The organism is Stappia sp. MMSF_3263, assembly GCF_030733745.1.
GTDB lineage: Bacteria > Pseudomonadota > Alphaproteobacteria > Rhizobiales > Stappiaceae > Stappia.
In genome coordinates, this window is the sequence record NZ_JASHIK010000004.1 from 38,185 (window position 1) to 55,121 (window position 16,937).

At 66.3% G+C, this 16,937-nt stretch carries 15 protein-coding genes; 14 read left to right on the forward strand and 1 reads right to left on the reverse strand.

The features are described from left to right. Positions 1-127 precede the first annotated feature (127 nt). The 5 genes from RBB46_RS06105 to RBB46_RS06125 all read left to right on the forward strand — a co-directional run bounded on the left by RBB46_RS06105 (position 128) and on the right by RBB46_RS06125 (position 5,273). Positions 128-1,198, forward strand: a complete 1,071-nt coding sequence (locus RBB46_RS06105) for a PotD/PotF family extracellular solute-binding protein (RefSeq protein WP_306028014.1) — start codon at positions 128-130, stop codon at positions 1,196-1,198. An 80-nt stretch (positions 1,199-1,278) separates the two neighbouring features. After that, positions 1,279-2,403, forward strand: a complete 1,125-nt coding sequence (locus tag RBB46_RS06110) for an ABC transporter ATP-binding protein (RefSeq protein WP_306028015.1) — start codon at positions 1,279-1,281, stop codon at positions 2,401-2,403. After that, a complete protein-coding gene (locus RBB46_RS06115) occupies positions 2,400-3,326 on the forward strand; it encodes an ABC transporter permease (protein ID WP_306028016.1) in 927 nt (308 codons plus the stop codon). Before RBB46_RS06110 ends, RBB46_RS06115 begins: the two co-directional genes overlap by 4 nt. Before the next feature lie 2 nt (positions 3,327-3,328). Next, positions 3,329-4,150: an ABC transporter permease gene (locus tag RBB46_RS06120; protein ID WP_306028017.1), complete on the forward strand. Its 822-nt coding sequence runs from the start codon at positions 3,329-3,331 to the stop codon at positions 4,148-4,150. A 4-nt stretch (positions 4,151-4,154) separates the two neighbouring features. After that, entirely contained in the window at positions 4,155-5,273 is a 1,119-nt protein-coding gene (locus RBB46_RS06125; protein WP_306028018.1) for a P1 family peptidase, read from the forward strand. A 24-nt stretch (positions 5,274-5,297) separates the two neighbouring features. Here RBB46_RS06125 and RBB46_RS06130 read toward each other — a convergent pair whose 3' ends face one another. Then, a complete protein-coding gene (locus tag RBB46_RS06130; RefSeq protein ID WP_306028019.1) occupies positions 5,298-5,864 on the reverse strand; it encodes a cupin domain-containing protein in 567 nt (188 codons plus the stop codon). Between the two features lie 122 nt (positions 5,865-5,986). On the opposite strand from RBB46_RS06130, the gene RBB46_RS06135 reads away from it, so the two are divergent. The 9 genes from RBB46_RS06135 (at position 5,987) to RBB46_RS06175 (ending at position 16,699) form a co-directional block, all read left to right on the forward strand. After that, positions 5,987-7,327 carry an aspartate aminotransferase family protein gene (locus tag RBB46_RS06135; protein WP_306028020.1) on the forward strand — a complete coding sequence of 447 codons (1,341 nt, stop codon included), beginning with the start codon at positions 5,987-5,989 and terminating at the stop codon, positions 7,325-7,327. Between the two features lie 220 nt (positions 7,328-7,547). After that, positions 7,548-8,282: a spermidine synthase gene (locus RBB46_RS06140; RefSeq protein WP_306028021.1), complete on the forward strand. Its 735-nt coding sequence runs from the start codon at positions 7,548-7,550 to the stop codon at positions 8,280-8,282. Positions 8,283-8,431: 149 nt separating this feature from the next. Further along, positions 8,432-9,142 (forward strand): endonuclease III, encoded by a 711-nt coding sequence (gene nth / locus RBB46_RS06145; RefSeq protein WP_306028022.1) that lies wholly within the window; start codon positions 8,432-8,434, stop codon positions 9,140-9,142. Further along, positions 9,139-9,948, forward strand: coding sequence for an ImuA family protein (locus RBB46_RS06150; RefSeq protein ID WP_306028023.1), 810 nt, complete (start codon positions 9,139-9,141; stop codon positions 9,946-9,948). Before nth ends, RBB46_RS06150 begins: the two co-directional genes overlap by 4 nt. Beyond that, positions 9,839-11,428 carry a DNA polymerase Y family protein gene (locus tag RBB46_RS06155; protein WP_306028024.1) on the forward strand — a complete coding sequence of 530 codons (1,590 nt, stop codon included), beginning with the start codon at positions 9,839-9,841 and terminating at the stop codon, positions 11,426-11,428. Before RBB46_RS06150 ends, RBB46_RS06155 begins: the two co-directional genes overlap by 110 nt. Further along, the gene (locus RBB46_RS06160) at positions 11,425-14,706 is read left to right on the forward strand and encodes an error-prone DNA polymerase (protein ID WP_306028025.1); all 3,282 of its coding nucleotides are present in this window, start codon (positions 11,425-11,427) and stop codon (positions 14,704-14,706) included. The genes RBB46_RS06155 and RBB46_RS06160 overlap by 4 nt, the downstream gene beginning before the upstream one ends. Before the next feature lie 92 nt (positions 14,707-14,798). Then, on the forward strand, positions 14,799-15,284 hold the full coding sequence (locus RBB46_RS06165; RefSeq protein WP_306028026.1) for a DUF1772 domain-containing protein: 486 nt from the start codon (positions 14,799-14,801) through the stop codon (positions 15,282-15,284). A 78-nt stretch (positions 15,285-15,362) separates the two neighbouring features. Continuing rightward, the gene (locus RBB46_RS06170; protein WP_306028027.1) at positions 15,363-15,818 is read left to right on the forward strand and encodes a carboxymuconolactone decarboxylase family protein; all 456 of its coding nucleotides are present in this window, start codon (positions 15,363-15,365) and stop codon (positions 15,816-15,818) included. Then, positions 15,818-16,699 carry a sigma-70 family RNA polymerase sigma factor gene (locus RBB46_RS06175; RefSeq protein ID WP_306028028.1) on the forward strand — a complete coding sequence of 294 codons (882 nt, stop codon included), beginning with the start codon at positions 15,818-15,820 and terminating at the stop codon, positions 16,697-16,699. The genes RBB46_RS06170 and RBB46_RS06175 overlap by 1 nt, the downstream gene beginning before the upstream one ends. Positions 16,700-16,937: the final 238 nt, after the last annotated feature.

Sequence of the window (16,937 nt, forward strand, 5' to 3'; positions counted from 1 at the left end):
CTCCGTGACAGAAAAATAACATTTGCAGAATTTGTAATTTAAATGGCACCATCTATTCGTCAAATAAAAAATAATGGAGCCCAAGGAAAACCGGGCACTCCACCGCCATCCAGAGAGGAGCTTAAGAATGAAGCTCGCATCAATCGTAGAAATGAAGCCGTCGATCCGGTCGATCGGTACCGTCGTCGCAATGTCCGGCGTCATCGTGGCGCTTGCAACGGGCGCCGCTACAGCTGAGGGAAAGCTCAGTCTTTACAACTGGGGAGATTACATCAACCCCAAGGTGCTCGAGAAATTCAGCGAGGAGTTCGACGTCGACGTCAGTCTCGACACATACGGAACGAACGAGGAGATGCTGGCCAAGATCCAGGCCGGCGCCAGCGGCTACGACGTCGTTTTTCCTTCGGTCCACATGCATGACATCATGCAGCAACTGGGACTTCTGGCGAAGACGGGTATCGGCTCTCATCCGGACTTCAAGAATATCGATCCGCAGTTCGTTCGTTCGCAGAAGGACCCGAACGCCGAATACTGTCTGCCCTATGCCTGGGGCTCCGTCGGCATCGTCTACAACCGCAAGAAGGCGGAAGGCATCGAGAGCTGGGCGGACTTCTTCGCCCTTGCCGAGAAGGGCGAGAAGATCATCATGCTCGACGACCTGCGCGAAACGCTGGGCGTCGGCCTGATCATGAACGGCCATTCGGTCAATTCTCGCGATGAGGCGGAGGTCAGCCAGGCGGCCGACTATATCGTCGAGCGTCTCGGCAATATCAGCGCCTTCACCTATGACAGCATCCCGCTGGTGCAGTCGGGCGACGTCGCGGCCGCGCATTGGTATGTCGGCGCCAACATCTTCGCCCAGGAGATGCCGGACGTCCTGAAATACATCATCCCCAAGGAAGGTGCGACCATGTACCAGGAGGACATGTGCGTGCTCGCCTCGGCGCCCAACAAGGAAAACGCGATCCGGTTCATGGAGTTCTACCTGCGTCCGGAAATCGCGGCGCTCAACGTCTCGCAGCAGTTGAACGGCACGCCGAACCGGCCTGCACTCGATCTCATCCCGAAGGGGATCCGCGAGAACGAGAGCATCTACCCACCGCAGGACGTGATGGACAAGCTCGAGATCTTCGAGGACTTGGGACAGGATCTGAAGCTCTACAATCGCGAATGGACGCGGGTGAAAACCGCCCGGTAGCCCCGCGTTCCGTGCGGCCCGGCGGCAGTCCACTTTGGATGCCGCCGGGCCGGTCCACCTGGCTTCATTCCGGATTTCCCATGGCCCCGCTTCTCGAGATCAGAAACGCCACGCGCCACTTCGCCACGCAGGGCGGCGCGCCCGTGACGGCCCTTGACGGTCTTTCGCTCACCGTCGCCGACAACGAGTTCGTCACCCTTCTGGGTCCCTCCGGTTGCGGCAAGACCACCTTGCTGCGCGCCATCAGCGGTTTCGAGGATCTCGATTCCGGCGACATCCTGATCGAGGGAACCTCCATCCTCGACCGCCCCGCGCACGCGCGTCCGGTCAACACCGTCTTCCAGAACTACGCCCTGTTTCCGCACATGAACGTCGCCCGCAATGTCGGCTACTCCCTCGAGGTCGCCGGTGTCTCGGGAGCTGAGCGCGCAAGGCGCGTTGCCGAGGCGCTGGAACTGGTCGGTCTCGGTGGTTACGGCGAACGTTCGGTGCGGCAATTGTCGGGCGGCCAGCAGCAGCGCGTTGCGCTCGCCCGCGCCATCGTCGCCCGCCCGCGCCTCCTGCTGCTTGACGAGCCGCTCTCCGCGCTCGACCGGAACCTCCGGCAGAGGATGCAGGAGGAGCTGAAGCAGCTCCAGCACGGGCTTGGCATCTCCTTCGTCTTCGTCACCCATGACCAGGAAGAGGCGCTGACCATGTCGGACCGGATCGTCGTGCTCGACGGCGGCCGGATCCAGCAGCTCGGCCCGCCCGAGGACATCTACTTCCGTCCGGAAAACGCCTTCGTCGCCCGCTTCGTCGGCGAGAGCAATCTGGTGACGGCCCATGTCCTGTCCCGTTCGGGCGAGGAGGGCTTGCTGGAAGTTGCCGGCGGCGCCCGGCTGGTGCTGTCCGGGGACCGGGTCGTGCCCGGGATCGACGCAACGCTTCTGTTTCGTCCTGAAAGCGTCTCCGTTGCATCCGGCCCGGAAGCGGCCGCGTCCGAACCCGGTGCCGCCGGCCTGTCGCTTGCCGGAAGGCTCACGCAGTCCTCCTTCACCGGGTCGGACTACCGCCTGGAAATCGATGTGCCGGGCGTCGGCCCGCTCAAGGCGACCGTACGCCATCTGGCGCAATCCTCCTCCGGCGGTCTTGCCCCGGGCGAGCCCGTGGCGCTGCATGTGCCCTCGGCCGCGATCCATGTTCTCGCCGGACCGCCGGCATGAGCGCGCGCAAGCCGATAGAACTGCGCCAGAAGAGCGTCCTTGCCGGCCTGCTGGCGGCGCCGACGCTGTTCCTGGCCGTCTTTTTCGCCGGCCCGCTCGGCCTCATGTTCATCTACAGCTGGCTCGAGCCGGGCCTTTACGGCGGCGTCGAGTGGACCTTCTATGACCTCAGCTATGGCCGGATCTTCGGCTGGGCCGACACCCGCTACGAGAAATTCGACCCGGTCTATCTGGAAATCTTCCTGCGCTCCGTGGTGCTTGCCCTGCAGACCTCGTTCTTCTGCCTGCTCATCTGCTATCCGGCCGCCTTCTGGGTCAGCCGGCTCGGGGAGCGGGCCAAGAGCCTCTGCCTGTTCCTGATCACGTTGCCCTTTTTCGTCAGCCTCGTGGTCAGGCTTTTCGCCTGGGTGCTGCTGCTCAGGCCGACCGGGCTGATCAACCAGTTCCTGATCGGGCTCGGGCTCATCGACACGCCGCTGGAAATCATCTTCACCGAGACTGCGGTCGTGATCGGCATGGTCTATGTGTTCATCCCCTTTATGTTCCTGCCGCTCTATGCCAGCGTCGAGAAGCTCGACGCCAGCCTGATCGAGGCATCCGGCGATCTCGGCGCGACCCGGCTGCAGACCTTCCGCAAGGTGGTCCTGCCGCTCACCCTGCCGGGCATCATCGGCGGCTCGATCATCGTCTTCATTCCAAGCCTTGGAAACTTCATCGTCCCCTCGCTGCTCGGCGGGGCAAAGGTGGTGATGACCGGAAACCTGATCGAGCAGCAGTTCCTGTCGGCCCGCAACTGGCCCTTCGGCGCGGCGCTGGGCATGACGGTGATGGCCTCGGTGCTGTTGCTGCTCGTGGTCTATGTGCGCCTTCTGGGGCGCGACGAGATGCCGGCCGCCCGCATCCGGTCAAGCGAAGGAGGGTGAGAATGTTCAGGAAAAGGATCGGGCTTCTCGCCGTTTACGGCATTGCCTTCTTCGCCTTCATCTACGCGCCGATTTTCCTCGTCGTCGTCTATTCATTCAATGCCAATCCGGTCAACATGATGATCTGGAGCGGGTTCACCCTTGACTGGTACCGCACCATCTTCGGCTTCTCCGCGGCCACGACCGAACTGTCTCTTTATGTGGAATCGACCGACCAGCTCCTGCGCGCGGTCCGCAACAGCCTGATCGTCGCCCTGACGACGACGCTGGTCTCCACCGTTCTGGGCACGTCGGTGGCCCTGGCGGTGGCGCGGTTCCGTTTCCGGCTGAAGGCCTTCTACCGGGCGCTGATGTTCCTGCCGATGATCATGCCGGACATCGTGCTCGGCATCGCGTTGCTGATCTTCTTCGTCAGCTTCGGCATGAGCCTTGGTCTCGTCAGCATCATCATCGGCCATTGCACCTTCCTGACAAGCTATGTCTTCATCGTGGTCAGCGCGCGTCTGGCCGGCATGGACATGTCGCTGGAGGAAGCCTCGGCCGACCTTGGCGCCAATGGCTGGGTCACGTTTCGGAAGGTGACGTTGCCGCTGATCCTGCCCGGTGTGATCGGCGGCGCGCTGCTCGCCTTCATCATCTCGATGGACGACCTCGTCATCACCTACTTCATCTCCGGCGTCGATTCGACCACGCTGCCCGTCTTCATCTACGGCATGCTGCGGCGGGGAATTAAGCCGGAAATCAATGCGATCGCGACCGTGATGCTGCTCTTCTCCTTCCTGGTCGCCTCGCTCGGCCTCTATTTCAGAGCGCGAGGAAGATAACTCCATGACGGTCCCTCCCGTTCGCTCGAAGCCGCGCGCGCGCGGCCTCGGCCTCGACGTTCCAGGCATCTGCGGCCCGGCCAACGCGATCACCGACGTGCCCGGCGTTCTCGTCGGCTACGAGACGCTGGTGCGCGATGCGGCGCTCGGCGGCAGGCCGGTGCGCACCGGCGTCACCGCCATCCTGCCGCGCGGCTTCGACCCGCATCCGAGCCCGGTCTGGGCCGGCCAGTTCACGCTCAACGGCAATGGCGAGATGACCGGCAGCCACTGGATACGCGACGGCGGTCATTTTCTCGGGCCCGTCCTCGTCACCAACACCCATTCGGTCGGCATCGCCCACCATGCGGCGACGCGCTGGATCCTGTCCCAGTATGCCGAGGCGTTCGAGGAGCATCACCTCTGGGCGATGCCGGTCGTCGCCGAGACCTATGACGGGGCGCTGAACGACATCAACGGCCAGCATCTTGGCGAGGCCGAGGTGCTGGCCGCCATTCGCGCCGCCCGGCCGGGCCCGATCGCCGAGGGCAATGTCGGCGGCGGCGCCGGCATGGTCTGCTACGAATTCAAGGGCGGCACCGGCACCGCCTCGCGGGTGATCGAGGTCGACGGCGAGCGCTTTACTCTTGGCGTTCTCGTCCAGGCCAATCACGGGCTCAGGCCCTGGCTCAACGTGCTCGGGGTGCCGGTCGGGCGGCATCTCGACCGGGACCGGATGAAGGATATGCCGGCCGAGCGCGGCTCGATCATCGCCGTCATCGCGACCGATCTGCCTTTGTCGCCCTCGCAGCTTGAGCGCCTCGCGCGGCGAGCTGGCCTTGGCATCGGACGCGGCGGCACGCCGGGGGGCAACAATTCCGGCGATATCTTCCTTGCCTTCAGCACGGCCAACCGGATGGACCTGCCGCAGCTCTCGGGCGCCTGGCGCGACATGCGCACGCTCAACGACGAAAGGCTCGATCCGGTCTACATGGCCGTCGTCGAGGGGGTCGACGAGGCGGTGCTGAACGCCTTGCTGGCGGCCGAGGACGCACCGACGGCCAAGCCCGCCGGCCATGTCTGCCGCGCGCTGCGCGCCGACGAACTGCTCGAGGTGATGGCCCGCTACGGCCGCGCCGGCTGATCCTTCGCGCCGCCGCGTGCCCGGTCAGAAGCTTGGCGGCGTGCAGGCGCTGACGACGATGCAGTCCTGCGGCCCGACGGCGCGGAACCGGTGCGGCGTCGCGCTGTCGAAGGCATAGGCATCGCCCGGGCCGAGGATCTTGCGCTCGTCGCCGACGGTGACCTCCAGCCGGCCGGAGATGACGATCCCGCCTTCCTCCCCGTCATGCGATAGCGGTGCCCGGCCCGTGTCGGCGCCCGGCGCGTAGCGTTCATGCAGGATCTGCAGCCTGCGGCCGAAGAGATTGCCGCCCACCTGCCGGTAGGAAATCCGCCCCTTGCCGATTTCCGTCAGCTCCTCGGCGGCGAAGAACACCTGCCGCTCCGGCTTCGGCTCGAAGGCGAAGAAATCCGACAGGCTGACCGGCACGCCGTCGAGCACCCGCTTCAACGCGCCGACAGAAGGGTTCATGCGTCCCGCCTCGATCAGTGAGATCGTCGCGTTGGTGACGCCGGCCTGTTTCGCCAGCGCCCGCTGCGACAATCCGTGGGCGAGGCGCAGGGCGCGCAGGCGCCTGCCGAGGTCGAGACCCGTGTCGGTGTCGTTTGACATGTTCACGATCCTTAACGAGGCGAGATTGCACATATATAAATCAATATCTTGCAAAACGTAAGAAACAGACTTTTGAAGGATGCAAAATCGGAGCACTCTGTCGGGAGCAAGGGAGAGCCGACATGGACGCACTCGACACTGAAATTCCGGCGCGCAGCAACCGCAGCCTCGATGCCTACTGGATGCCGTTTACCGCCAACCGCCAGTTCAAGTCCGAGCCGCGCATGCTCGCCGGCGCGCAGGGCCTCTACTACACCAGCGACGACGGCCGCGAGATCCTCGACGGCACTGCCGGCCTGTGGTGCTGCAACGCCGGCCACGGTCATCGCGAGATCGCCGACGCGGTGCATCGCCAGCTGCTGGAGATGGATTATGCGCCGTCCTTCCAGATGGGTCATCCGCTGGCCTTCGACTTCGCCGAACGGCTCAAGGAACTGGCGCCCGACGGCTTCAACCATGTCTTCTTCACCGGCTCCGGTTCCGAATCGGTCGACACCGCGCTGAAGATCGCGCTGGCCTGGCACCGGGCCCGCGGCGAGGGCACCCGCACCCGCCTGATCGGCCGCGAGCGCGGCTATCATGGTGTCGGCTTCGGTGGCATCTCGGTCGGCGGCCTGGTCAACAACCGCCGTCATTTCGGTACGCTGCTGACAGGTGTCGACCATCTGCCGCACACCCATGCGCCGGAGCACAACGCCTTCTCGCGCGGCGAACCGGAATGGGGCGCGCATCTTGCCGACGAACTCGAGCGGATCGTCGCCCTGCATGGCGCGGAGACCATCGCGGCGGTCATCGTCGAGCCGGTGGCCGGCTCCACCGGCGTGCTCATCCCGCCGAAGGGCTATCTGAAGCGCCTGCGCGAGATCTGCGACCGGCACGGCATCCTGCTGATCTTCGACGAGGTCATCACCGGCTTCGGCCGTCTCGGCACGCCCTTCGCCTCGCAGTTCTTCGACGTCATGCCGGACCTGTTCACCACGGCCAAGGGGCTGACCAACGGCGTCGTGCCGATGGGCGCGGTCTTTGCCACGGATCGCATCCACGATGCCTTCATGCAGGGACCGGAAGCGACGATCGAGCTGTTCCACGGCTACACTTATTCCGGCCATCCGATCGCCTGCGCCGCCGGCCTTGCCGTGCTCGACATCTATGCCCGCGACGGGCTGCTGACGCGGGCCGCGGAGATTGCTCCGGTGTGGGAAGAGGCGGTGCACAGCCTGAAGGGCGAGCCGCATGTGACCGACATCCGCAATCTCGGCCTGATCGGCGGCATCGAGCTTGCGCCGCGCGCTGACGCGCCGGGTGCCCGCGGCTATGACGTGTTCAAGGCCTGTTTCGAGGCCGGCTGCATGGTCCGCGTCACCGGCGACATCATCGCCATGTCGCCGCCGCTCACCGTCGGCGAGGCGGAGATCACCCGTCTCATCGACACGCTGCGCAAGGTCCTGCGCCAGACCGCCTGAGACCGGACAGTTTGAGTGAAGTGCCGCCCCGGCCGCTCAGGCGGGTCCGGGGCGGTTCGCGGCGTGCCTCCCGGTTCCGGCAAGGCGTTCCCGTTCGAGCGCATTTCTTGATGTTCGCCCGGATTGCCCCGATAACGGGGCGCCTGCCCGCTCGTCGCCACTGTCCTTGCCTCCCGGCAAGCCGGCGCCGTTGCCGGCCATCCGAGGAGCCTTGCGCCGCATGTCAGCGTTTTTCGAGGAACTGGACTATCGCCCGACGCCGATCGGCGCGCTCTCCCTGCGCCGGCGCCGGGAGCTGTCGCTGGGGCAGGACGTGTTCGAGATCAAGCTCGGCGAGGAATTCCTCATGTCGAGCCTGTTCACCGCGTCCGAAATCGCGCTGGCCCGGCTTGGCGTCGCGGCGGCTGAAGGCGAGGCGCTCGATGTCGTGGTTGGCGGTCTCGGCCTTGGCTACACCGCCCGCGCCGTGCTGGACAGCGACACGGTGGCGACGCTGACGGTGGTCGAATTCCTGCAGGCGGTGATCGACTGGCACGAGGAAGGCCTGCTGCCGCTCGGGCCGGAGCTGGTCGCCGATCCGCGCTGCCGCTTCCTGCAGGGCGATTTCTTCGCCCTTGCCGCCGGCGACGAGGGGCTGGACCCTGGAGCACCGGGCCGCCGGTTCGATGCGATCCTTGTCGATATCGACCATTCCCCGGACTGGCTTCTCGATGACCGCAGCACCGGTTTCTACCGGCCCGAAGGCCTGCAGGCGATGGCCCGCTGGCTGAAACCCGGTGGTGTCTTCGGCCTTTGGTCCGATGCGCAGCCGGATGCCGGCTTCACGCAGCGGCTGGCATCGGTCTTCGCCAGCGCCTGGGCCGAACCGGTCACGTTCCACAATCCGCTGCAGGACCGACCCTTCACCCAGACGGTCTATCTGGCGCGAACCGCCGCGGAAGGGGACGCCGTCTGACACGGCCCGGGGCGGGAGAGCCAATCTCCTGTCGCGACATCCCGTGGGTGTCTGAAGATTCATGTTTGTGAATCAATGGCCTGCGGAGCGCAGTGGTCGGCGGGAAGACTCTGATTGCATTTGTTCCCTTTTTGTTCTTTCATTTGGGCATGCAATACACCCTGCCTTTTGCAGCCGAGAACCCGCTCTTGCGGATCCACGGACTGCTGCTTGACCGCTTCGGTCCGGTGCCCGCGTGCCACCGGCTCGATCCTGTCGACATGCTTGTCTTCGCGATGCTGAGCGGCAGGACGCGGGACGAGATCGCGATGCGCACCTTTGTCGACCTGAAGGCGTGGCTGGAGAACTGGGAGCAGCTTGCCGGGATGAACCCGGCCGCCGTCGAACCGTTGATCGCGGATGTGACCTTCGCCGAGAGGAAGGCCTGCCATCTCCCGGCCGCGCTGCAAGAGATCATCCGGCGGCGGGGGGCTCTCGATCTCGGATTTCTTGCCGCCTGGCCGGTGGATGAGGCGCGCCACTGGCTGGAACGGCTGACCGGCGTCGGCGCGAAGACCAGCATGGCGGTTCTCAACCTGAGCAGCCTGCACCTGCGCGTGCTGATGGTCGACACGGCGCATAACCGGGTTGCCCGGCGTCTCGGTCTCGTTCCGCAAAAGGCGGACATCGCCCGCACCGCGCGGCTGCTCAACCGGTGTCTTCCCTTCTGCTGGACCGCCGATGACACGGAAGATCACCATGTCCTGATGCAGCGGCTCGGGCGGGTTCTTTGCGTTCATGCCCGGCCATGCTGTGCCGACTGTCCGTTGCTGGCGACATGCCGGACCGCTGCGGCATCGGCTCCGCGGAGGCTGTCATGAGTCGAAACGAGGCGGTCACGGCCCTGCGTGCCCGCGTCGCCGGCTGGCAGCGGCGCGAGGCGTCGCCCTGGCCTGTCGTCGGGCTCGGCCTGGAAGAGGCCGGGGACCGTCCGGCCGCCGGAGGGCTTGCGAGCGGTGCCCTGCATGAGGTGCTGCCGGAAGCGCCTGCGGACTTTGCCGCTGCGGCGGGCTTTGCCCTCGCCATCTCCTCGCGCATCCTGCGGGTGCGGGAGGGGCATGTCCTGTGGGTATGTCCGGGCGTGCGGGGCAGGCAGGCCGCAAGCCTTTACCCTGTGGGCCTTGCCGGGTTCGGCATCGATCCGGGTCGTGTCGTCCGTGTCGAGGCGTCAAGGCCGCGCGATCTCCTGTGGAGCCTGGAGGAGGCCTTGTCCCACGCTTCGCTGGCGGCCGTCATCGGCATCCTGGCGGATGGTGACCGGTCCTATGACTTCACGGCAAGTCGGCGCCTGTCCATGCGTGCCGCGCAAAGCGGTGCGACGGCGCTGCTGCTGGGCAGTCGCAGCGGTCTCGACATGGCGACGGCGTCGCAGACACGCTGGTCGGTCGCCTCCGGGCCAAGTGCTCCGGCGCAGTACACCGGTCAGGCGGTGCCCGGGCTCGGTCCGCCGCGCTGGCAGGTTCGCCTGGTAAAGTCCCGGGCGGATTCCCTTGGTCTTTGGGAACTCGAGTGGAACCATGAAACGCTATCTTTCCGTCTGGCTTCCCCGCTGGCCGGTCGAGCGCCGCTTCGCCATGCGCCCGGCCTTGTTCGCGAACCGGCAGGAGGACACTGGACCGCGGCCTGAGGTTCGCGGCCCCCTGGCACTGTCGATGACGGTGCAGGGGGCAGTCCGCGTCACTGCGGTCAATGACGCCGCGGCGGAACTGGGACTGGCGGCGGGCATGTCGCTTGCCGATGCCCGGGCCATTCATCCCGCCCTTGCGGTCGCGCAGGCGGACGAGGCGGGCGATGCCGCGGCCTTGCGCGCCCTTGCCCTGTGGTGCCAGCGCTACAGCCCGCTGACCCGTGTCGATCCGCCGGACGGTCTTTGCATCGACATCACCGGCTGCGCTCACCTCTTCGGCGGTGAAGAGGCCCTGATGGAGGATCTCGCCCGCCGGCTGCGGGCCTTCGGGCTTTCCGCGCGCCTCGCCATCGCCCCGACCATCGGCGCCGCCTGGGCGATGGCGCGCCATGGCGAGACGGTGGCGGAGAGCGTGGAGCCCGGACAGACCGGCGCGCGTCTTGCCGCGCTTCCCGTTGCCGGGTTGCGGATCGAGGCGGCGACCGTTCAGGCGCTGGGGCGGCTTGGCCTCGACCGCATCGGCCTTGTCGCGGGCAAGCCGCGCGCGCCTCTTGCAGGCCGCTTCGGCGCGATGCTTGTCCGGCGCCTCGATCAGGCGCTGGGCCGCGAGACGGAGCGCTTTGATCCTCTTTCGCCGCCGCCCGTCCATCTCGCGACGCTCCGCTTTGCCGAGCCGGTCATCACCCTTGAGGCGATAGCGCAGGTGGCGGAGCGGCTGGTCGAGGAACTCGCCGCGACCCTGGGCGCGGCCGGAAAGGCGGCCCGGCGCCTGGAATTGGCGCTGTTCCGGGTCGACGGCTGGCGGGAGGCGCTTGAACTGCGCATCAGCCGGCCGAGCAATGATCCGCGCCATCTGACAAGGCTCCTGGGGGAGCGGCTCGACAGGATCCGCGATCATGCGGGCTTCGGCTTCGAGGTCGCCGTCCTTGCCGCCTTCGACGTGGAAAATGCCGAAGCGGTCCAGTCCGCGCTGGTCGCCGGCGGCGGTGTCGAGGCGGATCCGGACGGGTTTGCCCGGTTGCTCGACCGCTTCGTCAACCGCCTCGGCCCAGCCAGCGTCACCCGGTTCGCGCCGAACGAAAGCTATATGCCCGAACGCGCGGTCCGTCCGGTCTCGGTGCTTGCCCGGTTGCCGGCGCATGACTGGCACGCGCATTGTCGTGCCCTGCAAGGCGCGGCCGGGTCGGCGAGGCCGTCGCTGTTGCTGGAGCGGCCCGAGCCGGTCGAGGTGCTTGTCGAGATGCCCGACAAGCCGCCGGCCCGCTTCGAGTGGCGACGCGTCTCGCATCGTGTCGCCCGCGCCGACGGGCCGGAACGGATCGCGCCCGAATGGTGGAAGGGAGGCAAGGAAAACCGGTCCACCCGGGATTACTACCGGATCGAGGATGTGGAGGGGCGGCGCTTCTGGCTGTTCCGCGAAGGTCTCTACGACCGGGACGGGGACAGTCCGCGCTGGTTCATGCACGGGCTGTTCGCATGATGCCGTCTTCCCATCCGCACGCCTCTCCCGCCTATGCTGAACTGGCGGTGACCAGCAATTTCAGCTTCCTGCGCGGCGCCTCCCATGCGGCCGAACTGGTCGAGACGGCGGCCCGGCTCGGGCTTGCCGCCATCGGCATTGCCGACCGCAACACCCTTGCCGGTGTCGTGCGCGCCCATGTGGCGGCCCGGGAGCATCCCGTCCGCCTGCTGGTGGGCGCGCGGCTGGTGCTGCGCGACGGGTTCGAGGTGATTGTCTACCCGAGCGACCGCGCCGCCTATGGCCGGCTCGGCAAGCTGCTGACGACAGGCAACCGGCGCGCACCCAAGGGAGAGTGTTATCTCGACTTCGACGACCTTGCCCTGCTTGGCGGCGGGCAGCATCTGCTTGCCATGCCCCCCGACATGCCAGGCGCGGCGTTCGAGCAACGGCTGACGCAGCTCGCCGAGGCGTTTCCCGGCATGGTCTCGCTTGCGCTCTCGCCGCGTTACCGCGGCTTGGATCGCGCCGGTTTCGAGCATCTCGCATGGCTTGCGGAAAGATGCGGCGCGCCTCTTCTGGCCACCAATGACGTGCTCTACCACACGCCCGGCCGCCGCCCCTTGCAGGACGTGCTCACCTGCATTCGCGAACACGTGACCATTGACGCGGCCGGCTTCCGCCTGGAGCGCAATGCCGAACGCCATCTGAAGACACCTGCCGAGATGGTCCGCCTTCTGTCCGGTTACGAGAAGGCAATTGCCCGCAGCGTCGAGATCGCGGAGGCCTGCCGTTTCAGCCTCGACGAACTGTCGCCCTGTTATCCCGACGAGCCGTCGGGCGAAAGCGCCACGCCGCAGGAGGAACTCGAGCGGCTCACCTGGCGCGGTGCGGCGGAACGGTTTCCAGGTGGTGTCGGCGACACGGTCAGGGCAACGATCGAGCGTGAGCTTCGCCTGATCGGCGAACTCGGTTACGCCTCCTATTTCCTCACCGTCCAGGACATCGTCCGCTTCGCCCGTGCCCAGCAACCGCCGATCCTCTGCCAAGGGCGGGGCTCGTCGGCCAATTCCGTCGTCTGCTTCTGCCTCGGCATCACCTCGGTCGATCCGACCGAGATCGATCTTCTGTTCGAGCGTTTCATCTCCGCCGCTCGCGGCGAACCGCCAGACATCGATGTGGATTTCGAGCATGAACGGCGCGAGGAGGTGATCCAGTACATCTACGCCAAATACGGGCGTGACCGGGCCGGGCTCGCGGCGACCGTCATCCGCTACCGGGCGCGCAGCGCGGTCAATGACGTGGGCAAGGTGATGGGCCTGTCGGCGGATGTCGTGATGGCGATGTCGGGGTTGATCTGGGGCTGGTCCGGCAAGGTTCCCGATGCGAACGAGATCCGCCAGGCCGGCCTCGATCCGTGCGATCCCCGGCTGGTGCAGACGTTCCGCCTCGTCCGGCAGCTGATCGACTTTCCGCGTCATCTCTCCCAGCATGTCGGCGGTTTCGTCATCACCCGCGAGCCGCTCGATGAGGTGGTGCCGGTCGCCAATGCGGCGATGCAGGACCGCACCGTGGTCGAGTGGGACAAGGACGATCTCGACGCGCTCGGCATCCTCAAGGTCGACGTGCTGGCGCTCGGCATGCTGACCTGCCTGCGCAAGAGCTTCGACCTTCTGCGCGGCGGCTATGGCGTCGACTTGGGTCTCGCCACCGTGCCGCGCGAGGACCCGGCCACCTACAAGATGATCCGGAAGGCCGACACGGTCGGCATCTTCCAGATCGAGAGTCGCGCCCAGATGTCGATGCTGCCGCGCCTCAGGCCGGAAAATTTCTACGACCTCGTCATCCAGATCGCCATCGTCCGCCCCGGCCCGATCCAGGGCGACATGGTCAATCCCTATCTGCGCCGCCGTAGCGGGCTGGAGAAGGTCGATTATCCTTCGCCTGAACTGCGGGCGGTACTGGAAAAGACCATGGGCGTGCCGCTTTTTCAGGAACAGGCGATGAAGATCGCCATTGTCGCGGCGGGCTTTTCCCATGACAAGGCCGACCGGCTGCGCCGGGCCATGGCCTCCTTCCGCAACATCGGCACGATCGAGCAGTTCCGCGAAGAATTCGTCGCCGGCATGATCGCCAACAGATACGAGCCGGACTTCGCCGCCCGCTGCTTCGAGCAGATCAGGGGATTCAGCGACTACGGCTTTCCCGAAAGCCACTCCGCCAGTTTCGCATTGCTCGCCTATGCCTCCTCCTGGCTCAAGTGCCACTATCCGGACGTCTTCGCCTGTGCGCTGCTCAACGCCCAGCCGATGGGCTTTTACTCCGTCTCCTCCATCGTGCGCGATTTCCGCGCCCATGGCGGCACGGTGCTTCCGGTGGACGTCAATCACAGCGGCTGGGACCATGCACTGGAGCCGCTGGACGCTCCGTCGGCCCCGACCGCATCGGGCGGCAATGCTTTCGCGCTGCGGTTGGGCCTGCGCCAGGTCGATGGTCTTGGGGAGGAAGCGGGCCGCCGGCTGGAGGCGGCCTGCAACCGCCCGTTCGCCGATATCGGCGATCTCTATGCACGGGCCCGGCTCGACAACCGCGCCCTCACCGCCCTTGCCAATGCGGATGCGTTCCGATCGCTCGGCCTGGACCGGCGCCAGGCCCTTTGGGAGGCGAAGGGGCTTGCCGGGCGGGTCGGTCGGGGGGCGGGGCAGGAGCAACTGCCGCTTTTCGCCGATCCTTCCGGTATCTCTTCCCTGATGCGGGACGAGGCGAAGGTCGATCTGCCTCGGATGCGCCCGGGCGAGCATGTGGTGGAGGACTACGCGACGCTGCACCTGTCCCTGAAGGCGCACCCCTTCTCGTTCCTGCGCGGGGATCTCGCCAAAAGCCGGACGCTGAAGGCTGTGGAGCTGGACAAGGCGGGCAACGGCCGGTGGGTGCGGGTGGCCGGCCTCGTGCTGGTGCGCCAGCGTCCCGCGACGGCAAAGAATGTCACCTTCCTGACGCTTGAGGACGAGACCGGCATTGCCAATGTCGTGATCTGGAGCCGGATTTTCGAGCAGAGCCGGCGCATCGTCATGGGTGCGCGCGCGATCGCCGTCGAAGGCCCGGTCCAGCAGGAAAGCGGGGTCATCCACGTGGTGGCGCGGCGGCTTCACGACCTGACGCCGGCATTGATGGACGCCATGTCGGCGGGGAGCGGGGGCGAAGACAAGGCGCCCGCAACGGGTGTGTCAGGCCAGCCGAGCCTCTGGCGCCATCCGCGCGACACCCGCGTGCTGCCCAAGGGGCGGAACTTTCAGTGAGCTTCCGCCGGGCAGGCATCCGTTCCGGCCCTTGCCCTTGCCGCCGGGGAGCGGCACGGTGTGGCATCGGCCGCCAGGAGAGGAGCACGGACATGACAGGCGTGATCATTCATCTGTTGCTGTGGATCTGCGCGCTTGGCTGCGCGCTGATCGCGGGGCTCTACTTCGCCTTTTCCACCTTCATCATGACGGCGCTGGGGCGCATCCCGGCGCCGGCCGGCATCGCCGCGATGCAGGCGATCAACGCCGTCATCCAGCGTTCGCTCTTCATGCCGTTGTTCTTCGGGACGACGCTCGCCGCCCTTGCCCTTGCGGCTCTCGCCTTGTGGCGCTGGGCGGACGCCGGCAGCGCGATGATGCTTGCCGGGGGGCTTGTCTATTTCGCCGGCATGTTCGTGTGCACCATCGTCTTCAACGTGCCGCTCAACAACCGGCTCGACGCGGCCGATCCGCAAAGCGAGGCCGCGCAGGAGACATGGACCCGCTACCTGCGTGACTGGACCAGGTGGAACCATGTGCGCACCCTCGCATCGACCCTGGCCGCGGGCCTCTTCGTTCTTGCCCTTGTGCCGCGCTAGCAGGATTTTTTCGCGTGCATGTCACATCCGGCGACCTTGTCTCGTCATGATGTCGGAACCCAAAAAGGAGACGGTACCATGACTGCACAACTTGATCCCTTCGCCGCTGCCCCGACCTTGATGAAGAAGTGGTTCGGCTTTTCGCAGGACGCCGCCGGCAGCCTTGAGCCGAGCCTGATCGAACTCGTGAAGATCCGTGCCTCGCTGATCAACGGCTGCGCCAACTGCATCAACATGCACACCGCCGAGGCGCGCGCCCAGGGCGAGAGCGAGCAGCGCATCTACCTGCTTGCGGCCTGGCGCGAGGCGCCGTGCTATACCGAGCGCGAACGCGCGGCGCTGGCCTGGACCGACGCGCTGACGAAGCTTTCGCAAGGCCATACGCAGGAGGCGGCCCGTGCCGATCTCACGGCCCATTTCACCCAGGAGGAACAGGTGAAACTCACGCTGATGATCAACGTCATCAACGGCTGGAACCGGTTGGCGGTCGGCTTCGACCTGTGGGTCGAAACTCCGGCGCAGGCTGTCGCCTGATGACGACGGCAGGATCGGATGACGCGGCGGCGAGTTTCGCGCCGCTGCGTCCCCGGCTCGTGCGCGTCGCCTACCGCATGCTCGGTTCGGTGACCGACGCCGAGGATGCCGTGCAGGAGGCCTTCATCCGCTGGATGAAGACCGAACGGGGTGAAATACGCGAGCCCGAGGCATTCCTGCGCCGGGTTGTGACGCGGCTCTGCCTCGACCAGCTCAAGTCCGCAAGGCGTCAGCGCGAGACCTATATCGGCCCCTGGCTTCCCGATCCCGTCCTTGACGAGGAAGAGGAAGACGATGTCACCCTGCCCCTGATGCTGGCGCTGGAGCGGCTGTCGCCGCTCGAGCGCGCCGCCTTCCTGCTGCATGACGTGTTCGGGCTCGATTTCGACGAGGTCGCCGCCACGATCAAGCGCGAGCCGGCGGCCTGCCGGCAACTCGCGGCCCGGGCTCGCGGCCATGTCCGGCAGGAACGCCCCCGGTTCAAGCTCGAGAAAGAGCGGGGCCTGGAGCTTGCCGAGGCCTTCTTCGCCGCCTCGCGCAGCGGCGACATGACCGCTCTCGGCGCGATGCTGGCGGCGGATGTCAGCATCCATTCGGATGGCGGTGGCAAGCGTCCGGCGGCGCTTCGCCCGATCATTGGCCTGGAAGGCGTCCTGAAGCTGCACGCCTATCTGGCAACGCTCTTCATCGAGAACGGTTCGCGGCTGGTGCGCGCCGGCTTCATCAACGGACTGCCGGGCTTTGTCACGCTCGAGGCGGACGGGGAGTTCCAGACGACCGCGCTCGACATCGAGGACGGCAAGGTCGCGGCCATCTATGTGATGCGCAATCCGGGCAAGCTCCGGCACCTGCGACAGACCCTCGACCCGGTGGCCAATTGATCGTGAGTTGATCGCCGACGGGCGGCGGGGCGCCTCAACCGGCCGCATCCAGTGCGGGCGGAGTTGACATGTCCGCCCGGCCATGGCTAGAAGCGCGGCAGGTACCGGGTACCTGCCGCCTGCGGACACATGTCACGGTGAAACCCGGCAATGCGACGTCTCTCGCCCTCGAAGCATTTCGTTGGTGGGCAATGCGGGCTCCCATCTCTTGCGAAATGCCTCTTTCGAGGAGTGAGCG